Origin of the sequence: Kribbella sp. NPDC006257, from assembly GCF_040613535.1 — a bacterium.
Lineage (GTDB): Bacteria > Actinomycetota > Actinomycetes > Propionibacteriales > Kribbellaceae > Kribbella.
Window position 1 is genome coordinate 74,948 of the sequence record NZ_JBEXSJ010000002.1, and the last position, 17,993, is coordinate 92,940.

The 17,993-nt window shown below is 66.4% G+C and carries 33 protein-coding genes and 1 pseudogene; 2 read left to right on the forward strand and 32 right to left on the reverse strand.

Features of this window, described 5'->3' with window-relative positions; genetic code table 11:
- Nucleotides 1-191: 191 nt before the first annotated feature.
- From rpsD to ABZ004_RS02520, 6 genes are all read right to left on the reverse strand, one after another.
- On the reverse strand, nucleotides 192-800 hold the full coding sequence (gene rpsD, locus ABZ004_RS02495; RefSeq protein ID WP_355677989.1) for a 30S ribosomal protein S4: 609 nt from the start codon (nucleotides 798-800) through the stop codon (nucleotides 192-194).
- A gap of 24 nt (nucleotides 801-824) precedes the next feature.
- Nucleotides 825-1,232: a 30S ribosomal protein S11 gene (gene rpsK / locus ABZ004_RS02500; protein ID WP_012923659.1), complete on the reverse strand. Its 408-nt coding sequence runs from the start codon at nucleotides 1,230-1,232 to the stop codon at nucleotides 825-827.
- Nucleotides 1,233-1,276: 44 nt separating this feature from the next.
- Nucleotides 1,277-1,648, reverse strand: coding sequence for a 30S ribosomal protein S13 (rpsM, locus tag ABZ004_RS02505; RefSeq protein ID WP_012923660.1), 372 nt, complete (start codon nucleotides 1,646-1,648; stop codon nucleotides 1,277-1,279).
- A 183-nt stretch (nucleotides 1,649-1,831) separates the two neighbouring features.
- On the reverse strand, nucleotides 1,832-1,945 hold the full coding sequence (rpmJ, locus tag ABZ004_RS02510) for a 50S ribosomal protein L36 (RefSeq protein WP_008361054.1): 114 nt from the start codon (nucleotides 1,943-1,945) through the stop codon (nucleotides 1,832-1,834).
- 29 nt (nucleotides 1,946-1,974) lie between these two features.
- Complete coding sequence (gene infA / locus ABZ004_RS02515; RefSeq protein WP_012923661.1) at nucleotides 1,975-2,196, reverse strand: translation initiation factor IF-1; 222 nt, start codon at nucleotides 2,194-2,196, stop codon at nucleotides 1,975-1,977.
- Between the two features lie 200 nt (nucleotides 2,197-2,396).
- A complete protein-coding gene (locus tag ABZ004_RS02520) occupies nucleotides 2,397-2,747 on the reverse strand; it encodes a helix-turn-helix domain-containing protein (RefSeq protein WP_355677990.1) in 351 nt (116 codons plus the stop codon).
- Nucleotides 2,748-2,823: 76 nt separating this feature from the next.
- Here ABZ004_RS02520 and ABZ004_RS02525 point away from each other — a divergent pair, with 76 nt between their 5' ends.
- Nucleotides 2,824-3,081 (forward strand): NAD(P)-binding domain-containing protein, encoded by a 258-nt coding sequence (locus tag ABZ004_RS02525; RefSeq protein ID WP_355677991.1) that lies wholly within the window; start codon nucleotides 2,824-2,826, stop codon nucleotides 3,079-3,081.
- A 12-nt stretch (nucleotides 3,082-3,093) separates the two neighbouring features.
- Nucleotides 3,094-3,696: a hypothetical protein gene (locus ABZ004_RS02530; protein WP_355677992.1), complete on the forward strand. Its 603-nt coding sequence runs from the start codon at nucleotides 3,094-3,096 to the stop codon at nucleotides 3,694-3,696.
- Here the strand turns inward: ABZ004_RS02530 and ABZ004_RS02535 are convergent.
- From ABZ004_RS02535 to rpsJ, 26 genes and pseudogenes are all read right to left on the reverse strand, one after another.
- Nucleotides 3,680-4,432: a hypothetical protein gene (locus ABZ004_RS02535; RefSeq protein ID WP_355677993.1), complete on the reverse strand. Its 753-nt coding sequence runs from the start codon at nucleotides 4,430-4,432 to the stop codon at nucleotides 3,680-3,682. The two genes, ABZ004_RS02530 and ABZ004_RS02535, sit on opposite strands and share 17 nt — an antisense overlap.
- 89 nt (nucleotides 4,433-4,521) lie before the next feature.
- Entirely contained in the window at nucleotides 4,522-4,977 is a 456-nt protein-coding gene (locus ABZ004_RS02540) for a DUF1707 domain-containing protein (RefSeq protein WP_355677994.1), read from the reverse strand.
- Between the two features lie 82 nt (nucleotides 4,978-5,059).
- The gene (gene map, locus ABZ004_RS02545) at nucleotides 5,060-5,884 is read right to left on the reverse strand and encodes a type I methionyl aminopeptidase (RefSeq protein ID WP_355678301.1); all 825 of its coding nucleotides are present in this window, start codon (nucleotides 5,882-5,884) and stop codon (nucleotides 5,060-5,062) included.
- 5 nt (nucleotides 5,885-5,889) lie between these two features.
- The gene (locus ABZ004_RS02550; protein ID WP_355677995.1) at nucleotides 5,890-6,462 is read right to left on the reverse strand and encodes an adenylate kinase; all 573 of its coding nucleotides are present in this window, start codon (nucleotides 6,460-6,462) and stop codon (nucleotides 5,890-5,892) included.
- Complete coding sequence (secY, locus tag ABZ004_RS02555) at nucleotides 6,462-7,763, reverse strand: preprotein translocase subunit SecY (protein WP_355677996.1); 1,302 nt, start codon at nucleotides 7,761-7,763, stop codon at nucleotides 6,462-6,464. The genes ABZ004_RS02550 and secY overlap by 1 nt, the downstream gene beginning before the upstream one ends.
- 133 nt (nucleotides 7,764-7,896) lie before the next feature.
- Nucleotides 7,897-8,337, reverse strand: coding sequence for a 50S ribosomal protein L15 (gene rplO / locus ABZ004_RS02560; protein ID WP_112243159.1), 441 nt, complete (start codon nucleotides 8,335-8,337; stop codon nucleotides 7,897-7,899).
- 1 nt (nucleotide 8,338) lies between these two features.
- Complete coding sequence (rpmD, locus tag ABZ004_RS02565; RefSeq protein ID WP_020388092.1) at nucleotides 8,339-8,521, reverse strand: 50S ribosomal protein L30; 183 nt, start codon at nucleotides 8,519-8,521, stop codon at nucleotides 8,339-8,341.
- A complete protein-coding gene (gene rpsE / locus ABZ004_RS02570) occupies nucleotides 8,521-9,120 on the reverse strand; it encodes a 30S ribosomal protein S5 (RefSeq protein WP_112243161.1) in 600 nt (199 codons plus the stop codon). Before rpsE ends, rpmD begins: the two co-directional genes overlap by 1 nt.
- A 33-nt stretch (nucleotides 9,121-9,153) precedes the next feature.
- The gene (rplR, locus tag ABZ004_RS02575; protein ID WP_112243163.1) at nucleotides 9,154-9,537 is read right to left on the reverse strand and encodes a 50S ribosomal protein L18; all 384 of its coding nucleotides are present in this window, start codon (nucleotides 9,535-9,537) and stop codon (nucleotides 9,154-9,156) included.
- A gap of 2 nt (nucleotides 9,538-9,539) precedes the next feature.
- Entirely contained in the window at nucleotides 9,540-10,082 is a 543-nt protein-coding gene (gene rplF / locus ABZ004_RS02580) for a 50S ribosomal protein L6 (protein ID WP_355677997.1), read from the reverse strand.
- A 27-nt stretch (nucleotides 10,083-10,109) separates the two neighbouring features.
- A complete protein-coding gene (gene rpsH / locus ABZ004_RS02585) occupies nucleotides 10,110-10,517 on the reverse strand; it encodes a 30S ribosomal protein S8 (protein WP_112243167.1) in 408 nt (135 codons plus the stop codon).
- A gap of 97 nt (nucleotides 10,518-10,614) precedes the next feature.
- The gene (locus tag ABZ004_RS02590) at nucleotides 10,615-10,800 is read right to left on the reverse strand and encodes a type Z 30S ribosomal protein S14 (RefSeq protein ID WP_012923674.1); all 186 of its coding nucleotides are present in this window, start codon (nucleotides 10,798-10,800) and stop codon (nucleotides 10,615-10,617) included.
- A 1-nt stretch (nucleotide 10,801) separates the two neighbouring features.
- Nucleotides 10,802-11,371, reverse strand: a complete 570-nt coding sequence (gene rplE, locus ABZ004_RS02595; protein WP_355677998.1) for a 50S ribosomal protein L5 — start codon at nucleotides 11,369-11,371, stop codon at nucleotides 10,802-10,804.
- A complete protein-coding gene (gene rplX, locus ABZ004_RS02600) occupies nucleotides 11,371-11,742 on the reverse strand; it encodes a 50S ribosomal protein L24 (RefSeq protein WP_355678302.1) in 372 nt (123 codons plus the stop codon). Before rplX ends, rplE begins: the two co-directional genes overlap by 1 nt.
- A 22-nt stretch (nucleotides 11,743-11,764) precedes the next feature.
- Nucleotides 11,765-12,133, reverse strand: coding sequence for a 50S ribosomal protein L14 (gene rplN / locus ABZ004_RS02605; RefSeq protein ID WP_020388099.1), 369 nt, complete (start codon nucleotides 12,131-12,133; stop codon nucleotides 11,765-11,767).
- A gap of 103 nt (nucleotides 12,134-12,236) precedes the next feature.
- Nucleotides 12,237-12,539 (reverse strand): 30S ribosomal protein S17, encoded by a 303-nt coding sequence (gene rpsQ / locus ABZ004_RS02610; protein ID WP_355677999.1) that lies wholly within the window; start codon nucleotides 12,537-12,539, stop codon nucleotides 12,237-12,239.
- Nucleotides 12,536-12,832: a 50S ribosomal protein L29 gene (gene rpmC / locus ABZ004_RS02615; protein WP_355678000.1), complete on the reverse strand. Its 297-nt coding sequence runs from the start codon at nucleotides 12,830-12,832 to the stop codon at nucleotides 12,536-12,538. The genes rpsQ and rpmC overlap by 4 nt, the downstream gene beginning before the upstream one ends.
- Nucleotides 12,832-13,251: a 50S ribosomal protein L16 gene (gene rplP, locus ABZ004_RS02620; protein WP_355678001.1), complete on the reverse strand. Its 420-nt coding sequence runs from the start codon at nucleotides 13,249-13,251 to the stop codon at nucleotides 12,832-12,834. Before rplP ends, rpmC begins: the two co-directional genes overlap by 1 nt.
- Before the next feature lie 3 nt (nucleotides 13,252-13,254).
- A complete protein-coding gene (rpsC, locus tag ABZ004_RS02625; RefSeq protein ID WP_355678002.1) occupies nucleotides 13,255-14,115 on the reverse strand; it encodes a 30S ribosomal protein S3 in 861 nt (286 codons plus the stop codon).
- Nucleotides 14,116-14,203: 88 nt separating this feature from the next.
- A pseudogene (rplV, locus tag ABZ004_RS02630) lies at nucleotides 14,204-14,671 on the reverse strand (50S ribosomal protein L22); the annotation flags it as partial.
- A 49-nt stretch (nucleotides 14,672-14,720) separates the two neighbouring features.
- Nucleotides 14,721-15,002, reverse strand: coding sequence for a 30S ribosomal protein S19 (rpsS, locus tag ABZ004_RS02635; RefSeq protein WP_112243213.1), 282 nt, complete (start codon nucleotides 15,000-15,002; stop codon nucleotides 14,721-14,723).
- Between the two features lie 15 nt (nucleotides 15,003-15,017).
- The gene (rplB, locus tag ABZ004_RS02640) at nucleotides 15,018-15,851 is read right to left on the reverse strand and encodes a 50S ribosomal protein L2 (protein WP_355678003.1); all 834 of its coding nucleotides are present in this window, start codon (nucleotides 15,849-15,851) and stop codon (nucleotides 15,018-15,020) included.
- Nucleotides 15,851-16,156: a 50S ribosomal protein L23 gene (gene rplW, locus ABZ004_RS02645; protein ID WP_112243217.1), complete on the reverse strand. Its 306-nt coding sequence runs from the start codon at nucleotides 16,154-16,156 to the stop codon at nucleotides 15,851-15,853. Before rplW ends, rplB begins: the two co-directional genes overlap by 1 nt.
- Entirely contained in the window at nucleotides 16,153-16,848 is a 696-nt protein-coding gene (gene rplD / locus ABZ004_RS02650; protein WP_355678004.1) for a 50S ribosomal protein L4, read from the reverse strand. Before rplD ends, rplW begins: the two co-directional genes overlap by 4 nt.
- Nucleotides 16,845-17,504, reverse strand: a complete 660-nt coding sequence (gene rplC, locus ABZ004_RS02655) for a 50S ribosomal protein L3 (protein WP_355678005.1) — start codon at nucleotides 17,502-17,504, stop codon at nucleotides 16,845-16,847. Before rplC ends, rplD begins: the two co-directional genes overlap by 4 nt.
- Nucleotides 17,505-17,520: 16 nt before the next feature.
- A complete protein-coding gene (gene rpsJ, locus ABZ004_RS02660) occupies nucleotides 17,521-17,829 on the reverse strand; it encodes a 30S ribosomal protein S10 (RefSeq protein WP_012923688.1) in 309 nt (102 codons plus the stop codon).
- Nucleotides 17,830-17,993 lie beyond the last annotated feature (164 nt).

Here is a 17,993-nt window from a genome sequence, read left to right on the forward strand (position 1 = left end):
CTTTCTGTTTCCGCGACGACCACTATTTGAGGTCGCAGACCTTCCTCGAACCCCTCACCACCCGCCGACTCATCATCGGTCCCTTGTGTCCCTCCAGGTCCGCGGCCCCGCAGACGTTTGCGGCGGGGAGGGACACAAGGGACCGATGATGAGTCAGGCGGGGGTGAGGCCCAGCACGGTGGTGCTGGGTGTCAGTTCTTCGAGTAGAGCTCGACGATCAGGTGCTCGGCGACCTGGGTGTCGATCTGTGCCCGGGTGGGCAGCTGGTGCACGAGGATTCGCAGCCGCTCGGGCAGCGCCTCGAGCCAGGCCGGCACCACTCGCTCGGAGTGGGTCTCCCTGGCGATGATGAACGGCGTCGTCTCGACCGACTTCGGCTTGACGTCGATGACGTCGTGGGCCGAGACGCGGTACGACGGGATGTTCACCTTGATGCCGTTCACGGTGAAGTGACCGTGCACGACGAGCTGACGGGCCTGACGACGGGTCCGGGCCAGTCCGGCGCGGTACACGACGTTGTCGAGGCGGGACTCGAGGATGATCAGCAGGTTGTCACCGGTCTTACCAGGACGCCGCGAGGCCTCCTTGTAGTACAGGGAGAACTGCTTCTCGAGTACGCCGTACGCGTAGCGAGCCTTCTGCTTCTCACGAAGCTGGAGCAGGTACTCGCTCTCCTTGGGACGGCCGCGGCCGTGCATACCCGGCGGGTACGGACGACGCTCGAACGCCTTGTCGCCGCCGACGAGGTCGACCCCGAGACGGCGCGACTTCTTGGTCATGGGTCCGGTGTAACGGGCCATTTTCGCTGCCTACCTTTCTCTGGGTCAGACCCGGCGCCGCTTGGGAGGGCGGCAGCCGTTGTGGGCGGTCGGGGTGACGTCCTGGATGGTGCCGACCTCGAGGCCGACAGCTCCCAGCGAACGGATCGCGGTCTCGCGGCCGGAGCCGGGACCCTTCACGAAGACGTCGATCTTGCGCATGCCGTGCTCCATCGCACGCCGGCCGGCAGCCTCGGCTGCCATCTGCGCGGCGAACGGGGTCGACTTGCGCGAACCCTTGAAGCCGACGGTGCCCGCGGAGGCCCACGAGATGACCGCGCCGGTCGGGTCGGTGATCGTCACGATCGTGTTGTTGAACGTGCTCTTGATGTGCGCGTGGCCGGCGGCCACGTTCTTCTTCTCCTTGCGGCGCACCTTCTTCGCGCCGGCCGCTGTGCGGCTCTTGGGAGGCATAAGTCAGTTACTCCTGGAAAGGTCGAGGCAGTGGGTCATCCGGGTCACTTCTTCTTCTTGCCGGCGATCGCCTTGCGACGACCCTTACGGCTGCGGGCGTTGGTGCGCGTGCGCTGACCACGCACCGGCAGGCCGCTGCGGTGCCGGCGACCCTGGTACGACCCGATCTCGATCTTGCGGCGGATGTCCGCGGTCACCTCACGACGGAGGTCACCTTCGATCTTGTAGTTGCCTTCGATCCAGTCGCGGAGCTTGACCAGTTCTTCGTCACCCAGTTCGTGGACGCGCTTGTCACCGGAGATGCCGGTGGCTTCGAGCGTCTTCAGGGCGCGGGTACGGCCTACACCGAAGATGTAGGTCAGAGCGACCTCGATGCGCTTGTCGCGCGGAAGGTCAACTCCTACGAGGCGTGCCATGTGGCGGTGTTCCTTTCGTCGGCAGAGGTGTGGTGGCGCGCTGCGTCCTTGCCCGCCTCGGTGAGTTGTTCACCGGCAAGGCCCCGGCCTCTGTTCCGGGGGCAACGCCCAGAGTGGTGCTGGTTCTGGGCGAGCATGCGCGCTGTGGTGCGAAAGTGCTGTGACGCTTCGAGAAAGGCTGGATCAGCCTTGCCGCTGCTTGTGCCGCGGGTTCTCGCAGATCACCATGACCCGACCGTGACGGCGGATCACCTTGCACTTGTCGCAGATCTTCTTGACGCTCGGATTGACCTTCATCGAGCTTCTTTCTTCGACAGGTGGGCTGGTTACTTGTACCGGTAGACGATGCGGCCCCGGGTGAGGTCGTACGGCGACAGCTCCACGACGACCCGGTCCTCAGGAAGGATCCGGATGTAGTGCTGCCTCATCTTGCCGCTGATGTGCGCGAGCACCTTGTGCCCGTTGGACAGCTCAACACGGAACATCGCGTTCGGCAGGGCCTCGACGATGGTGCCCTCGAGTTCGATTACTCCCTCTTTTTTGGGCATGTCCTCGCACTTCTGTAGACAACTGAATGGAAAGTACTGCTCGGGTGACTCACGCCACCCTCCGATCGAAAGTTCCCTCCCGACGACGCGTGGGATCCACACTCGTCGGGCAGCCGCGGGCAGCACGATCAGAGGCTACAAAGAGCCAAGGAAAGAGTGTACGCCACCCACCCGCCGGAATCCCAATCGGGCCCAGGCGGTCAACAGCCCCTGGTGGCGGTGAGCTCGTCCAGGTGGTCCGCGCCCCAGGCATCCAGCGGCGCCAGGGCGGCGTTCAGCGACTCACCGAGCGCTGTCAGAGAGTACTCGACCTTCGGTGGGACCTGGTGGTAGACCTCCCGGTGCACGATCCGCCGGCTCTCCAGCTCGCGGAGCTGCTGGATCAGCATCTTCTCCGTCACCCCGGAGATGTCCTTGCGCAGCTCGCCGAAGCGTCGCGGCCCGTGGTGCAGGGCCCACAGGATCCGTGGCTTCCACTTTCCCCCGATCACATCGGCGGCGGCATCCAGTCCACAGGTGTACGGCGCCACGACGGCCATCCGGACCTCCATACTGACTTCTTGGTAAGTACCTGACTATTTAGTAGGTACTTGTCGACTTTAAAGCATCCAGGCAAGTCTGGAGCCCATGAAGACCTCTGTCACCGTCCTCGGCCTCGGCGCGATGGGGACCGCTCTCGCCCGGGCCTTCCTGGCCGCCAGCCATCCGACCATGATCTGGAACCGCACTCCCGACCGCTCCCCCGAACTCGACGATCTCGGCGCCCGGCGTACCGACGACATCACGGACGCGGTCAGCGCCAGCCCGCTGGTGATCGCCTGCCTGCTCGACTACGCCAGCCTCTCCGAAGCCCTCCGGCCAGCGGCTGCCGCGCTGGACGGCTGAGCGCTGGTCAACTTGACCAATGGCACCCCGACCCAAGCCCGCAGTACGGCGGAATGGGTACAGCAGCACGGTTCGCAGTACGTGGACGGCGGCATCATGGCGGTGCCCTCGATGATCGGCGGGCCGGGCGCTTTCGTGCTCTACAGCGGCTCGACCAGCGCCTTCGAACAGCACGAGTCCGCGCTGGCCACACTCGGCCGAGCGACCTATCTGGGGAGTGACCCGGGACTGGCTCCGCTGCACGACATTGCATTGCTGAGCGGCATGTACGGCATGTTCGCCGGCGCGCTGCAGGCCTTCGCCCTGATCGGCAGCGAGAAGGTCTCGCCGACGGCCTTCGCCGCAGACCTACTGGCGCCCTGGCTCACCGCGATGCTCACCTCACTGCCACGCATGGCCGCAGACGTCGAGTACGGCGCTGAGCCGGGTGCGGCCGGATCCAACCTCGCCATGCAGGCGGCCGGATTCGTGAACCTCATCCAGGCTGCCGAGGACCAAGGGGTGAGCGCCGACCTACTCGTCCCGGTCCAGCGGCTACTGGAAGATGCGGTGGCCGCCGGCGCGGGTGATCAGGATCTGGCCGCGCTCGTTCCCCGGCTCACTCGGGCGGGTTAGCGGACTCGGGAGGTCGTTGCACCACGGAGGTCGCGAGCCACTGCTCCCCCGCCTGCCAGACCCGCTCGGGCATCAGGTCGAGCAGGTCGCAGGCGGCGTCCAGGTGCGCCAGCGCAGTACCGGAATCGCGGTACGCCGGAAGGATCGCGACAAATCTGCGGCCCTCGCAACTGAAGCCGAACGGCGGCACCTGGGCCAGCGCCTCGACGGCCCGGGGATGCAGGACCTCTTGCGCCAGATCCTCGCGACCGTTGAACAGCAGATAGGTCTCCGTCGAGCCGTCGATCTCCAGTTTGATCGGCAACAGACTCGCGGCCGCGACCGGAGCCAGCGCGGCGGGCAGCACCTGCATCGGCGGCAACGGGCGCTCCACCTCCAGATCCAGGAAGTCGAAGCCGAGCCTGCGCCGGCGTACCTGGTGCCGGAACCGGCCGGTCCAGAACTCCCGGCCGCGATGCCGCCCGGACGTCACGTCGACCGCCTCTGCCCGCGGATCCACGGCGAACGGCGGGAACGGCCAGCGGTCCAGCACGGACTGCTCGACCGCGCTGAAATGCCAGCCCATCTGCTCGACGACGCCCTCCCAGGCCCGGCGCAACCGCAGCTCGGACCAGCGCATCCCGAGCGTGAAGACGACCAGGGCGAGGAACCAGCCCATCACCATCCAGCCGACCCAGCGCGGCTCGAGCAGCAGTCCGGCGATCACCAGCGGGACCGCGATCACGAACCAGAGCACGAAAACGACAGCCGACCCCTGCCGGAACTGCCACACCCAGTCGGGCCGCAGCCGGTGCCGACGGGGGTGGCGACTGACCGGGGCCGCCGTCAACGTCGCTTTCCGAGCTGGCCCAGGGCGATGAACGCCCACGGGATCAGCAGCCAGACGGGCCAGAAATGCGGCCAGTGGCCGCCGTTGCCCAGCCCGATCACGAACCAGATGATCACGTTGATCAAGACGATGCCGGTGAAGCCGCCGCCCAGGTTCCGCAGGCCGTGCTGCTGCGCCTGCTTGTTCTTCTGCCGTTCGGGGAACTGACCAGGGGCGGGCGCGGGTGCGACGTCCTGCACGTTCGACGGGGTCTGGTAGGTCCGGACCGGCGGCAGATCGCGCACCAGCGGTTCCAGCTCGCCGTACGTCTGGACCGTGTAGAGCTGGTCGAGCCGCGAGCTGAACTCGGGCTGGTCCAGCCGGCCGTCGGCGAAGGCATCGCGCAACCGGCCGGCGATCTTGTCGCGGTCGGTCTCGGTGAAGCGCTGGTGAGGCTGGTACTGACTGGGCATGTCTCAAGTGTGCCTCAGCCCGGGAGCGTACGGCGTCCCCCGATGGATGGACCTCAGGGTCCACCGGACGGGGGTGGAATCGTCAGTCGGCGAGCGGGCCGAAGGTGACGCCGAGCTCCTTGAGCTTGGCCTCGCCGCCGTCGAGGGCGGTCAGCACCCACGGGCCCTGCGGGGTCAGCGTGAAGCTGTGTTCGGTGTGCGCTGCGACCGTGCCGTCGTCGGTGACCACGGTCCAGTCGTCCTCGAGCGTGTGGTTGTCCTGCTTGCCGAGGGTGAGCATCGGCTCCACCGCAAGCGCGAGACCCTCGACCAGCTTGGGCCCGCGGCCCGCCTTGCCGTAGTTCGGCACGTTCGGCGGCTGGTGCATCGCGGACCCGATCCCGTGCCCGACGAAGTCCTCCACGATCCCGTACGCCGAGTTGGCGCGGACGTGCTGCTCGACGGCGGCCGAGATGTCGGTCAACCGGCCACCGAGCCGGGCGGCGGCGAAACCACGCCACATCGACTCTTCGCAGATCCGGGCCAGCTCGAGCAGCTCCGGCGCGGTCTCACCGACGCCGACCGTGATCGCCGCGTCGCCGTGCCAGCCGTTGACGATCGCACCGCAGTCGATCGAGATCAGGTCGCCCTCGGCCAGCACCCGGTCACCGGGGATGCCGTGCACGATCTCGTCGTTCACCGAGGCACAGATCGAGCCGGTGAAACCGTGGTAGCCCTTGAAGGACGGGGTCGCGCCGGCCGAGCGGATGCTGTCCTCGGCGATCGCGTCCAGCTCGCCGGTGGTGATGCCGGCCTTCACCTCGGAGCGGAGCAGTTCGAGGGTGCGGCCGACCACCAGGCCGGCCGCACGCATCGCGACGATCTGCTCGCGGGTCTTGATCTCGATCCCGCGGTCCTTAAAGATCACTGCACTCACTCGGTCAATGATTTGAGGGCGGCGAGCACACGCTCGCTGACCTCGTCGATCTCGCCCACACCGTCGACCTCGACCAGCAGGCCGCGCTGGGCGTACACCTGCAGCAGCGGCTTGGTCTCGGCGACGTACACGTCCTGCCGGTGCCGGATGACCTCTTCGGAGTCGTCGGTCCGGCCGTCCGTCTTGGCCCGGCGCAGCATCCGGTCGACCAGTACGTCGATGTCGGCGACCAGGGCGACCACGGCGTCCAGCTTGTGGCCGTGGTCGGCCAGGATCTCGTCCAGGGTGCCGACCTGGGGCAGGGTGCGGGGGTACCCGTCGAGCAGGAACCCCTCCCCCGCGTCCGCGTCGGAGAGCCGGTCGCGCACCATCGCATTGGTGACCTCGTCCGGCACGTAGTTGCCCGCGTCCATGTAGCGCTTCGCCTCGAGCCCCAGCGGGGTCTCGTCCTTGACGTTCGCGCGGAAGATGTCGCCGGTGGAGACAGCCAGGATGCCGAGCCGGTCCGCAAGCACCTTTGCCTGCGTACCCTTACCCGCCCCGGGCGGACCCATCAGCAACATTCTCATCAGCGCAGGAACCCTTCGTAGTTACGCTGCTGCAGCTGACTCTCGATCTGCTTCACCGTGTCCAGTCCGACGCCGACCATGATCAGGATCGACGTACCACCGAACGGGAAGTTCTGGCTGGCGTTCAAGAGCACCAGGGCGACCAGCGGGATCATCGAGATGACCGCGAGGTAGATCGCCCCCGGCAGCGTGATGCGGGACAGGACGTAGGAGAGGTACTCCTCGGTCGGCCGGCCCGCCCGGATCCCGGGGATGAAGCCGCCGTACTTCTTCATGTTGTCTGCAACTTCCTTCGGGTTGAAGGTAATCGAGACGTAGAAGTACGTGAAGAAGATGATCAGCGCGACATACGTCACCATGTAGATCGGGTGATCGCCCTTGACCAGGTTGCCCTGGATCCACTGGGCCCACTTCTCCTGCGACTTGAACTGGCTGACCAGCACGGGCAGGTAGAGCAGGCTCGAGGCGAAGATGACCGGGATGACGCCGGCCTGGTTCACCTTCAGCGGGATGTAGGTGGAGGTGCCGCCGAACATCTTCCGGCCGACCATCCGCTTGGCGTACTGGACCGGGATCCGGCGCTGCGCCTGCTCGATGAAGATGACGGCCGCCATGATCACCAGGCCGATGGCGAGCACGACGATGAAGGTGCCGATGCCCTTCTGCTTGCGGATGTTCCACAGCTGCGTCGGGAAGGTGGCGACGATCTGGGTGAAGATCAGGATCGACATACCGTTACCGACACCACGGTCGGTGATCAGCTCGCCGAGCCACATGATCACGCCGGTACCGGCGGTCATGGTCAGCACCATCACCACGACGGTGAACCACTTGTCGTTGTGCAGCAGCGGCTCCTGGCAGCTCGGGAAGAGTCGGCCAGGGGTCCGGGCCAGGGCCACGAACGCGGTCGCCTGCAGGATCGCCAGGCCGACGGTGAGGAACCGGGTGTACTGGGTGATCTTGGCCTGCCCCGCCTGACCTTCCTTCTTCAGCGACTCCAGCCGCGGGATGACCACGGTGAGCAGCTGCAGGATGATGCTGGCGGTGATGTACGGCATGATGCCCAGCGCGAAGATCGCGAGCTGCAGCAGCGCCCCACCGGAGAACAGGTTGATCAGGTTGTACAGGTTCGCGTTCTGACCCGAGGTCGCGGCTTTCAGGCACGTGTTCAGCGACTTGACGTTGACGCCAGGTGCCGGCACGACCGAGCCGATCCGGAAGATCACGACAATGAAGAGCACGAACAAGATCTTCCGGCGCAGGTCCGGAGTCTTGAACGCGTTGGCAAAGGCGCCTAACACCCTGTCCTCCCACAAGTTTCCCGTGCCCGGTCAGGGCAGGGGCCTAGCAAAGCAGCTGGGCAAGAGACGAACCAGGGCTCGTCCGAACTCCAGCGTGAGGATAACTTACGCTGGCTCGCACGAGCCCTGGCACTCACACCTCGGTGGTGGTTCCCCCGGCCGCCGCGATCTTCTCCTTGGCGGACTTCGAGAACTTGTGAACCGAAACCTGCAGTGCAACGGTCAGTTCGCCGTCGCCCAGCACCTTCACCGGGAGACTGTCGCGGACCGCACCCTTGGCGACCAGGTCGGCTACGCCGATCTCGCCACCTTCGGGAAAGAGCTGTCCGAGCTTGTCCAGGTTAACGACCTGGAACTCCACTCGGTTCCTGCTCTTGAAGCCCTTCAGCTTCGGCAGCCGCATGTGCAGCGGCATCTGACCACCCTCGAAACCTTCGGGGATGTTGTTACGGGCCTTGCTGCCCTTGGTACCGCGGCCGGCCGTCTTGCCCTTGCTGCCCTCACCACGACCCACACGGGTCTTGGCGGTCTTGGCTCCGGGCGCCGGACGCAGGTGATGAACCTTGAGCGTCATGTCAGTCAACCTCTTCGACGGTGATGAGGTGGCGAACCGCACGCACCATGCCGCGAACCTCGGGCTTGTCCTCGTGGACGGCGGTGTCGCCGATCCGCTTGACGCCCAGGGTGCGCAGCGTGTCGCGCTGGTTCTGCTTGCCACCGATGCCGGAACGGGTCTGGGTCACCTTCAAGCGTGCCATCAGGATGCGACCTCCGCCCGCGCCTTCAGCAGTGCCGCCGGAGCGACGTGCTCGACCGGCATGCCGCGACGTGCGGCCACGGCCTCCGGGGTCTCCAGGGCCTGCAGCGCGGCCACCGTGGCGTGAACCACGTTGATCGCGTTGGAGGAACCCAGCGACTTGCTGAGGATGTCGTGGATCCCGGCGCACTCCAGTACGGCGCGCGCCGAGCCACCCGCGATCACACCGGTACCGGGAGCGGCCGGACGCAGCATGACAACGCCTGCGGCCTTCTCGCCCTGGACCGGGTGCGGGATGGTGCCCTGGATCCTCGGCACCTTGAAGAATGCCTTCTTGGCCTCCTCGACACCCTTGGCGATCGCCGCGGGCACCTCCTTGGCCTTTCCGTAACCCACACCGACGGTGCCTTCACCGTCGCCGACGACCACGAGGGCGGTGAAGCTGAAGCGACGACCACCCTTCACGACCTTGGCAACACGGTTGATGGCTACCACGCGCTCGATGTAGGCGGTCTTGTCAGCTGCCTGACCGCGACCACCGTCACGGCCACGGCGCTCACCACCGGCGCCGCCTCCGCGACGCTGCTGGCCTCCGCTCATTTCGAACTACCTTCTTCCCTTTGTGTCGCCATGTCAGAAGCCGAGCCCGCCCTCACGGGCGGCGTCGGCCAGGGCCGCGATCCGGCCGTGGTACTTGTTCCCGGCCCGGTCGAAGACGACCGAGTCGATACCGGCGGCCTTGGCGCGGTCGGCGATGAGCCCACCCACGGTCTTGGCCTTGTCCGTCTTGTTCGCCTCTGCGCCGCGCAGGTCCGACTCCATCGTGGAGGCCGAGACCAAGGTGACGCCGGCGACGTCGTCGATGACCTGAGCGAACAGGTGCTTCGAGGACTTGCTGACCACCAGGCGCGGCCGGTCGGCCGTGCCGTTGACCTTCTTGCGGACGCGGATCTGACGACGCAGCCGGGAAGAGGTCTTCTTGGCGGAGTGCTTGTTGTGGCGCAATCCGATCGCCATGGTTACTTACCAGCCTTTCCGACCTTGCGGCGCACCTGCTCGCCCGCGTACCGCACACCCTTGCCCTTGTAGGGCTCGGGCTTGCGCAGCTTGCGGATGTTGGCGGCTACCTCGCCGACCGACTGCTTGTCGATTCCCTGCACCGAGAACTTGGTCGGCGTCTCCACCACGAAGGTGATGCCTTCCGGCGCCTCCACCGTGATGGTGTGGCTGTAGCCGAGCGAGAACTCCAGCGTGCCCGGGCCCTTGGACAGGACGCGGTAACCGACGCCGACGATCTCGAGCTTCTTCTCGTAGCCGTCCGTCACGCCGGTCACCAGGTTGGCGATCAGGGTGCGGGACAGACCGTGCAGTTCCTTGCTCTTGCGCTGCTCGTCCGGACGCGAGACGGCGATCGTGCCGTCCTCGTCGCGAGCGACCGCGATGGGCTCCGCAACAACGTGCGAGAGCTGGCCCTTGGGGCCCTTCACGGTGACCGTCTGGCCGTCGATCGTGACGTCGACGCCGGACGGGACCGTGATCGGGAGCTTACCGATGCGAGACATGAGAGTGGTCCTCCTTCCGGTTCTTCGTCACCAGACGTAGGCGAGGACTTCCCCGCCAACGCCCTTGTGCTTGGCCTGCCGGTCCGTGAGCAATCCCTGGGACGTCGAGATGATCGCGACGCCGAGGCCTCCGAGCACCTTGGGCAGGTTGGTCGACTTCGCGTACACCCGCAGACCGGGCTTGCTGATCCGCCGGACGCCGGCGATCGAGCGCTCGCGGCTCGGACCGAACTTCAGGTCCACCACGAGGGTCTTGCCGACGGTGCCTTCCTTGGGCTCCTCGACCTTGTAGGAGGAGATGTAGCCCTCCTGCTGGAGGATGTCGGCAATGCCCTGCTTGATCTTGCTGTACGGCATCTGGGTCGACTCGTGATACGCCTGGTTGGCGTTGCGCAGACGTGTCAGCATGTCTGCGATCGGGTCGGTCATCGTCATGGCCTGGGGCCTCTTTCCCGCCGTGGTTTCGCCGTGTGGCGACCTACGGTGACTAGATGGTGGTTGGAGAAAAGTACGGTGCTGGAGAAGCGGTGGGTCACCAGCTGGACTTGGTGACGCCGGGCAGCTCGCCCCGGTGCGCCATCTCCCGCAGGCAGATCCGGCACAGGCCGAACTTGCGGAAGACGGCCTTGGGCCGGCCGCAGCGCTGGCAACGGGTGTAACCGCGCACCGCGAACTTCGGCTTCCGGGCCTGCTTGACCTTGAGTGCTGTCTTCGCCACGTCAGTTCTCCTTGAACGGGAAGCCGAGTGCCCGCAGCAGGGCCCGGCCCTCGTCGTCGTTCTTGGCGGTGGTCACCACGGTGATGTCCATGCCGCGGACCCGGTCGATCCGGTCCTGGTTGATCTCGTGGAACATCACCTGCTCGGTCAGACCGAAGGTGTAGTTCCCGTTGCCGTCGAACTGCTTCGCCGACAGGCCACGGAAGTCACGGATCCGGGGCAGCGCCAGGGCGAGCAGCCGGTCCAGGAACTCCCACATCCGGTCGCCGCGCAGCGTGACGTGCGCACCGATCGGCATGCCTTCACGCAGCTTGAACTGCGCGATCGACTTGCGGGCCTTGGTCACCTGCGGCTTCTGGCCGGTGATCGCGGCCAGGTCCTTGATCGCACCGTCGATCAGCTTCGAGTCACGAGCCGCCTCGCCGACACCCATGTTCACCACGATCTTGGTGAGCCCGGGTACCTGCATGACGTTCGCGAACTTGAACTCGTCGCTCAGCTTGGCGACGATCTCCTCGCGGTACTTGGTCTTCAGCCGCGGCTGGACCTTCTCGGTTGCCGTAGCAGTCATCAGATCTCCTCGCCGGTGCGGCGCGAGATGCGTACGCTGCGGAAACCGGTGTAGGTCGAGCCGTCGGGGCGCTTCTTCTGCACCTCGACGCGGTTGTAGCCGACGCGGGTCGTCACCTTCTGCTTCTTGCCGTCCTTCTCAACCTCGACAAGCAGCATCACGTTGGACACGTGGATCGGCGCTTCCTGGGTGACGATGCCACCGGTGGTGCCGCCGCGCTGGGCCTGCTGCACCTTGGTGTGCTTCTTGACCCGGTTCACGCCTTCGACGATGACCTTCTCGGCCTCGGGCAGCACCGAGATGATCTTGCCCTCGTGGCCCTTGGACTTGCCGGCGATCACGCGAACGAGATCACCCTTCTTCACGTGCAGCTTCTTCTGCTGGGCTGCCATCTCAGAGCACCTCCGGAGCGAGCGAGATGATCTTCATGAACTTCTTCTCGCGCAACTCCCGGCCGACCGGCCCGAAGATGCGGGTGCCGCGCGGCTCGCCGTCGGCCTTGAGGATCACCGCGGCGTTCTCGTCGAACCGGATGTAGGAGCCGTCCGGACGCCGGCGCTCCTTCACGGTGCGAACGATGACGGCCTTGACGACGTCGCCCTTCTTGACGCCGCCGCCCGGGATCGCGTCCTTGACGGTGGCGACGATCGTGTCACCGACACCGGCATAGCGCCGACCGGAGCCGCCGAGCACGCGGATGCACAAGATTTCCTTGGCACCCGTGTTGTCGGCGACCTTCAGTCGCGACTCCTGCTGGATCATCTGTTGATCTCCTGGTTGTCTCGCTGGTTCTCACTCGCGTGAGCCTTGCGGAACGAATGATTTCGATTGGGTACAGCCGGGCGTTGCAGTGCCCTCGCGGGAATTACTTCGCCTTCTCGAGGATCTCCACGACGCGCCAACGCTTGGTGGCGGACAGCGGCCGGGTCTCCATCAGGAGGACGCGGTCGCCGATGCCGGCGGCGTTCTGCTCGTCGTGTGCCTTGAGCTTGCTGGTGCGGCGGATGACCTTGCCGTACAGCTTGTGCTTGACCCGGTCCTCGACCTCGACGGTGACGGTCTTGTCCATCTTGTCGCTCAGCACCAGGCCCTCACGGGTCTTGCGGCTGTTGCGCTTCACGTCGGGGGTCGTGCTCACGGTCTCGTCCTTCGCTGCATTCTCGGTCATGCCTTGCTCCCAGCCTTCTCGCTGTCGTCCGCTGTCTCTGCAACCTCGGCCTCGGCGTCAGCCTCGGCCACGGGTGCATCGACCTCTTCCGTGATCCCGAGCGCACGCTCGGTCAGCACGGTGTAGATGCGGGCGATGTCCTTCCGGACGGCACGCAGCCGGCCGTGGGACTCCAGCTGACCCGTCGCAGCCTGGAACCGGAGGTTGAACAGCTCCTCCTTGGCGTTCGCGAGGTCCTGGAGCAGCTCGTCCTTGCTGCGGTTCCGCAGCTCGGCGGCAGTCAGGGTAGCCATCAGTTCTCACCTGACTCTCGGGTGATGAAGCGGCACTTCATCGGCAACTTGTGGATCGCGCGGCGCATCGCCTCGCGAGCGACGTCCTCGTCGACACCGGACAGTTCGAACATCACCCGGCCGGACTTGACGTTGGCGATCCACCACTCGGGTGAACCCTTACCGGAACCCATCCGGGTCTCGGCAGGCTTCTTGGTCAGCGGGCGGTCCGGGTAGATGTTGATCCAGACCTTTCCGCCACGCTTGATGTGCCGGGTCATCGCGATACGAGCGGACTCGATCTGCCGGTTGGTCACGTAGTGGCTCTCGACGGCCTGGATGCCGAACTCGCCGAACGCCAGCGTGGTACCGCCCTTGGCAGCGCCGGAGCGCTTGGGGTGGTGCTGCTTGCGGTGCTTGACCTTGCGGGGGATGAGCATGGTTCAGCTCTCCGTTCCGGTCGTCTCGGCCGGCTTCTCGGCGACCGGAGCCGCCGCGGCGTCAGCCTTCGGAGCGTCGTTGCGGGCGCCACCGTCGTTGCGAGCCCCACCGCGACCGCCACGGTCGCCACCGCGACCACCACGGTCACCGCGGTCGCCACCACCGTCGCGACGGGCCGGACGGCCACGCTGCTGGGTAGCGGCCCGAGCGGCGGCCTGCGCCTCGCGCTCGGCGCGGGTGCCGGCGACGTCACCCTTGTAGATCCAGACCTTCACGCCGATCCGGCCGAAGGTCGTGCGGGCCTCGTAGAAGCCGTAGTCGATGTCCGCGCGAAGGGTGTGCAGGGGCACCCGGCCTTCGCGGTAGAACTCCGAACGCGACATCTCAGCGCCACCGAGACGGCCGGAGCACTGGATCCGGATGCCCAGGGCGCCGCCACGCATGGTGGTCTGCATCGCCTTGCGCATCGCGCGGCGGAACGCCACGCGGCCGGACAGCTGCTCGGCAACGCCCTGGGCGACGAGCTGTGCGTCGACCTCGGCGTTCTTCACCTCGAGGATGTTCAGCTGCACCTGCTTGCCGGTGAGCTCCTCCAGGCTGCCCCGGATCCGGTCCGCCTCGGCGCCACGGCGACCGATGACGATGCCCGGACGAGCGGTGTGGATGTCGACGCGGACGCGGTCACGGGTGCGCTCGATCTCCACACGGGAGATGCCGGCGCGCTCCATGCCCTTGCTCAGCAGGCGACGGATCTTGACGTCCTCGCCCACGTAGTCCTTGTACAGCTTGTCGGCGTACCAACGGCTCTTGTGATCGGTGCTGATGCCGAGACGGAACCCATGGGGGTTAACCTTCTGGCCCACGTCAGGACTCCTTCTTCTCGGCGGTCTTCTTGGCTGCCGCCTTCTTCGCGGTCGCCTTCTTGACCGGCTTGTCGGCGGACGCCTTGTCGGCGGCCTTCTTGGCCGGAGCCTTCTTGGCGTCGGCCTTCTTCTCGTCAGCCTTCTTCGCCTGCGGCTCGGCCTCGACCTTCGGGCCGACCACGACGGTGATGTGGCTGGTCCGCTTGTCGATCCGGGTCGCACGCCCCTGGGCACGCGGGCGGTGACGCTTCAGCGTCGGGCCCTCGTCCACATAGGCCTTCACCACGACCAGGTCGGCGCGGTTCAGGTGCTCGGTGCTCTCGGCGTTCGCCACGGCGCTGTCGACGACCTTGTACACGGTCTCGGCAGCGGCCTGCGGGGCGAACTTCAGAGTGGCGAGTGCGTCGTCGACGCCCATGCCGCGCACCAGGTCGACCACGCGACGCGCCTTCATCGGCGTCACGCGGACGAAGCGCGCGACCGCGAAGGCTCCGGGCTCGTCGCCCAGCAGCCCCTCGCGCCGGGCACTGACTGCCCTACGCTCCATTACGCTCATGATGTTCGAATCTCTCCGTAGGTTGCTTGCGCTTCGTCACTGACCGAGGTCAGCGACGCCGTGCCTTGCGGTCGTCTTTTTCGTGGCCCTTGAACGTCCGGGTCGGAGCGAACTCGCCGAGCTTGTGCCCGACCATCGCGTCCGTGACGAACACGGGGACGTGCTTGCGGCCGTCGTGCACCGCGAGGGTGTGACCGATCATGGTCGGGATGATCATGGATCGGCGCGACCAGGTCTTGATCACGTTCTTGGTGCCCTTTTCGTTCTGCACCTCCACCTTCTTGAGCAGGTGGTGGTCGACGAACGGGCCTTTCTTGAGGCTGCGTGGCATCTGTCCGGCTCCCTATCAGCGCTTCTTGCCGGCCTTGCGGCGCCGGACGATCATGCGGTCGCTTTCCTTGTTGCCGCGGGTGCGGCCTTCAGGCTTGCCCCACGGGGACACCGGGTGACGTCCACCCGAGGTCTTGCCCTCACCACCACCGTGCGGGTGGTCGACCGGGTTCATGGCGACACCACGGACGGTCGGGCGCTTGCCCTTCCAGCGCATCCGGCCGGCCTTGCCCCAGTTGATGTTCGACTGCTCGCCGTTGCCGACCTCACCGAGGGTGGCGCGGCAGCGGACGTCGACCATCCGGACCTCGCCGGACGGCATCCGCAGGGTGGCCATCCGGCCCTCCTTGGCGACCAGCTGAACGCTGGCACCGGCGGAGCGGGCCATCTTGGCGCCACCACCCGGACGAAGCTCGACCGCATGCACGGTGGAACCGACCGGGATGTTGCGCAGCGGCAGGTTGTTGCCGACCTTGATGTCCGCCGCCGGACCGTTCTCGACGATCGTGCCCTGCTCCAGCTTGGCCGGGGCGAGGATGTAGCGCTTCTCGCCGTCGACGTAGTGCAGCAGTGCGATCCGGGCGGTGCGGTTCGGGTCGTACTCGATCTCCGCGACCTTGGCCGGCACGCCGTCCTTGTCGTACCGCTTGAAGTCGATCAGGCGGTAGGCGCGCTTGTGGCCGCCACCGTGGTGCCGAGTGGTGATCTTGCCGGAGTTGTTCCGGCCACCCTTCTTCGGCAGCGGGCGGAGCAGGGACTTCTCAGGGGTCGAACGGGTGAGCTCGACGAAGTCGGCCACGCTCGAGCCACGACGGCCCGGCGTTGTCGGCTTGTATTTGCGGATACCCATTACGACTGGCCTCCGAAGATGTCGATGCGGTCGTCGCCGGCAAGGCTGACGATCGCTCGCTTGGTGTCAGGACGCTTGCCCCAGCCCGTACGGGTCCGGCGGCGCTTGCCCTTGCGGTTGATCGTGTTGACGCTGGTGACCCGCACCTTGAACACCTTCTGGACCGCGAGCTTGATCTCGGTCTTGTTGGCGTCCGGGGCGACCTCGAACGTGTACTTCTGCTCGTCCAGCAGGCCGTAGCTCTTCTCGCTCACGACCGGCCGCAGCAGCACGTCCCGCGGGTCCTTGTTGACTCCGTGACTCATGCTTCTACCTCCTGCTCGGCCTCGGTCGACGTCGCGACGGCCTTGACGGACTTGCCCTTCGGCGTACCGGCGACGAAGGCCTCCAGCGCATCGCTGGTGAAGACCACCGCGTCGCTGCACAGCACGTCGTACGCGTTCAGCTGGTCGGCCGCGAGCAGGTGCACGGTCGGCACGTTGCGCAGGCTCAGCCAGGTCTGCTCGTCGGCGCGCGCCACGACCACCAGCACCTTGAGGTACTCGGTGACCTCGGCCAGCACCTTCAGCGCCGACTTGGTCGACGGCTTGTCGCCGTCCACGAACTTCTCGACCACGTGCACGCGGCCGTCGCGGGCCCGGTCCGACAACGCACCGCGGAGCGCGGCGGCGATCATCTTCTTCGGGGTCCGCTGGCTGTAGTCGCGCGGGGTCGGGCCGTGCACCACGCCACCACCGGTGAACTGCGGCGCGCGGGTCGAGCCCTGACGGGCGCGACCGGTGCCCTTCTGCCGGTACGGCTTGGCGCCACCGCCGGAGACCTCTCCGCGGGACTTCACCTTGTGCGTGCCCTGGCGGGCCGCGGCCAGCTGGGCCACGACGACCTGGTGGATCAGCGGGATGTTCGCCTGAACGTCGAACAGCTCGGCGGGGAGCTCCGCGGAGCCCTTCTTGCTGACCTTGTCGCCCTTCACGACGACGACGTCAACGGTGCTCATTTGGTAGCTCCCTTCGCGGCGTTGCGGATCAGCACGAGGCCGCCCTTGGGGCCGGGGACGGCGCCCTTGAGCAGGACCAGGCCGCGCTCGACGTCCACCGCGTGCACGGTGATGTTCTGCGTGGTGACCTTCTCGTTGCCCATCCGGCCGGCCATCTTGAGGCCCTTGAAGACCCGGCCCGGGGTCGCGCAACCGCCGATGGAGCCCGGCGAACGGTGCTTCTTGTGCACACCGTGGGTGGCGCGAAGACCGTGGAAGCCGTGCCGCTTCATGACACCGGCGAAGCCCTTGCCCTTGCTGGTGGCGGACACGTCGACGATCTCGCCCGCGGCGAACGCCTCGGCCTTGATCTCCTGGCCGAGCGTGTACTCGCTGGCGTCCGCGGTGCGCAGCTCGAGCAGGTGACGACGAGGAGTCACGCCGGCCTTCTCGAAGTGGCCGCGCATCGGCGAGTTCACCTTGCGGGGGTCGATGTCGCCGAACGCGATCTGAACGCCGTCGTAGCCGTGGCTGGCCGAGGTACGCACCTCGGTGACCACACAGGGGCCGGCCTGGATCACGGTGACGGGGACGACTCGGTTGTTCTCGTCCCAGGTCTGGGTCATGCCGAGCTTGGTGCCCAGCAGCCCACGCGTGTTCTTAGTGGAAGTGCTCATTGGTTGTTCGCGTCCCTCAGAGCTTGATCTCGATGTCGACACCGGCCGGCAGGTCGAGACGCATCAGCGAGTCGACGGTCTTCGGCGTGGGGTCGATGATGTCGATGAGCCGCTTGTGGGTGCGCATCTCGAAGTGCTCGCGGCTGTCCTTGTACTTGTGCGGCGAGCGGATGACGCAGAACACGTTCTTTTCCGTCGGCAACGGCACCGGGCCAGCAACCTTCGCACCAGTACGCGTCACCGTGTCGACGATCTTGCGCGCCGAACTGTCGATGACCTCGTGGTCGTAGGCCTTCAGCCGGATGCGGATCTTTTGTCCCGCCATCGCTTCGCTACGTCCTTCTCTTCGTCTTCTGCCTTTGCTGCTCCGACCCCCGCGGTCGGGTGTGTCGTGGACGCGGCACGCGCGTCACCACACACTTCCAACCCTGGGATGGTGATCGGGGTTCGGTCTCGGACCGGAACCTCGGCATGGTCTCCGGTCCGGCG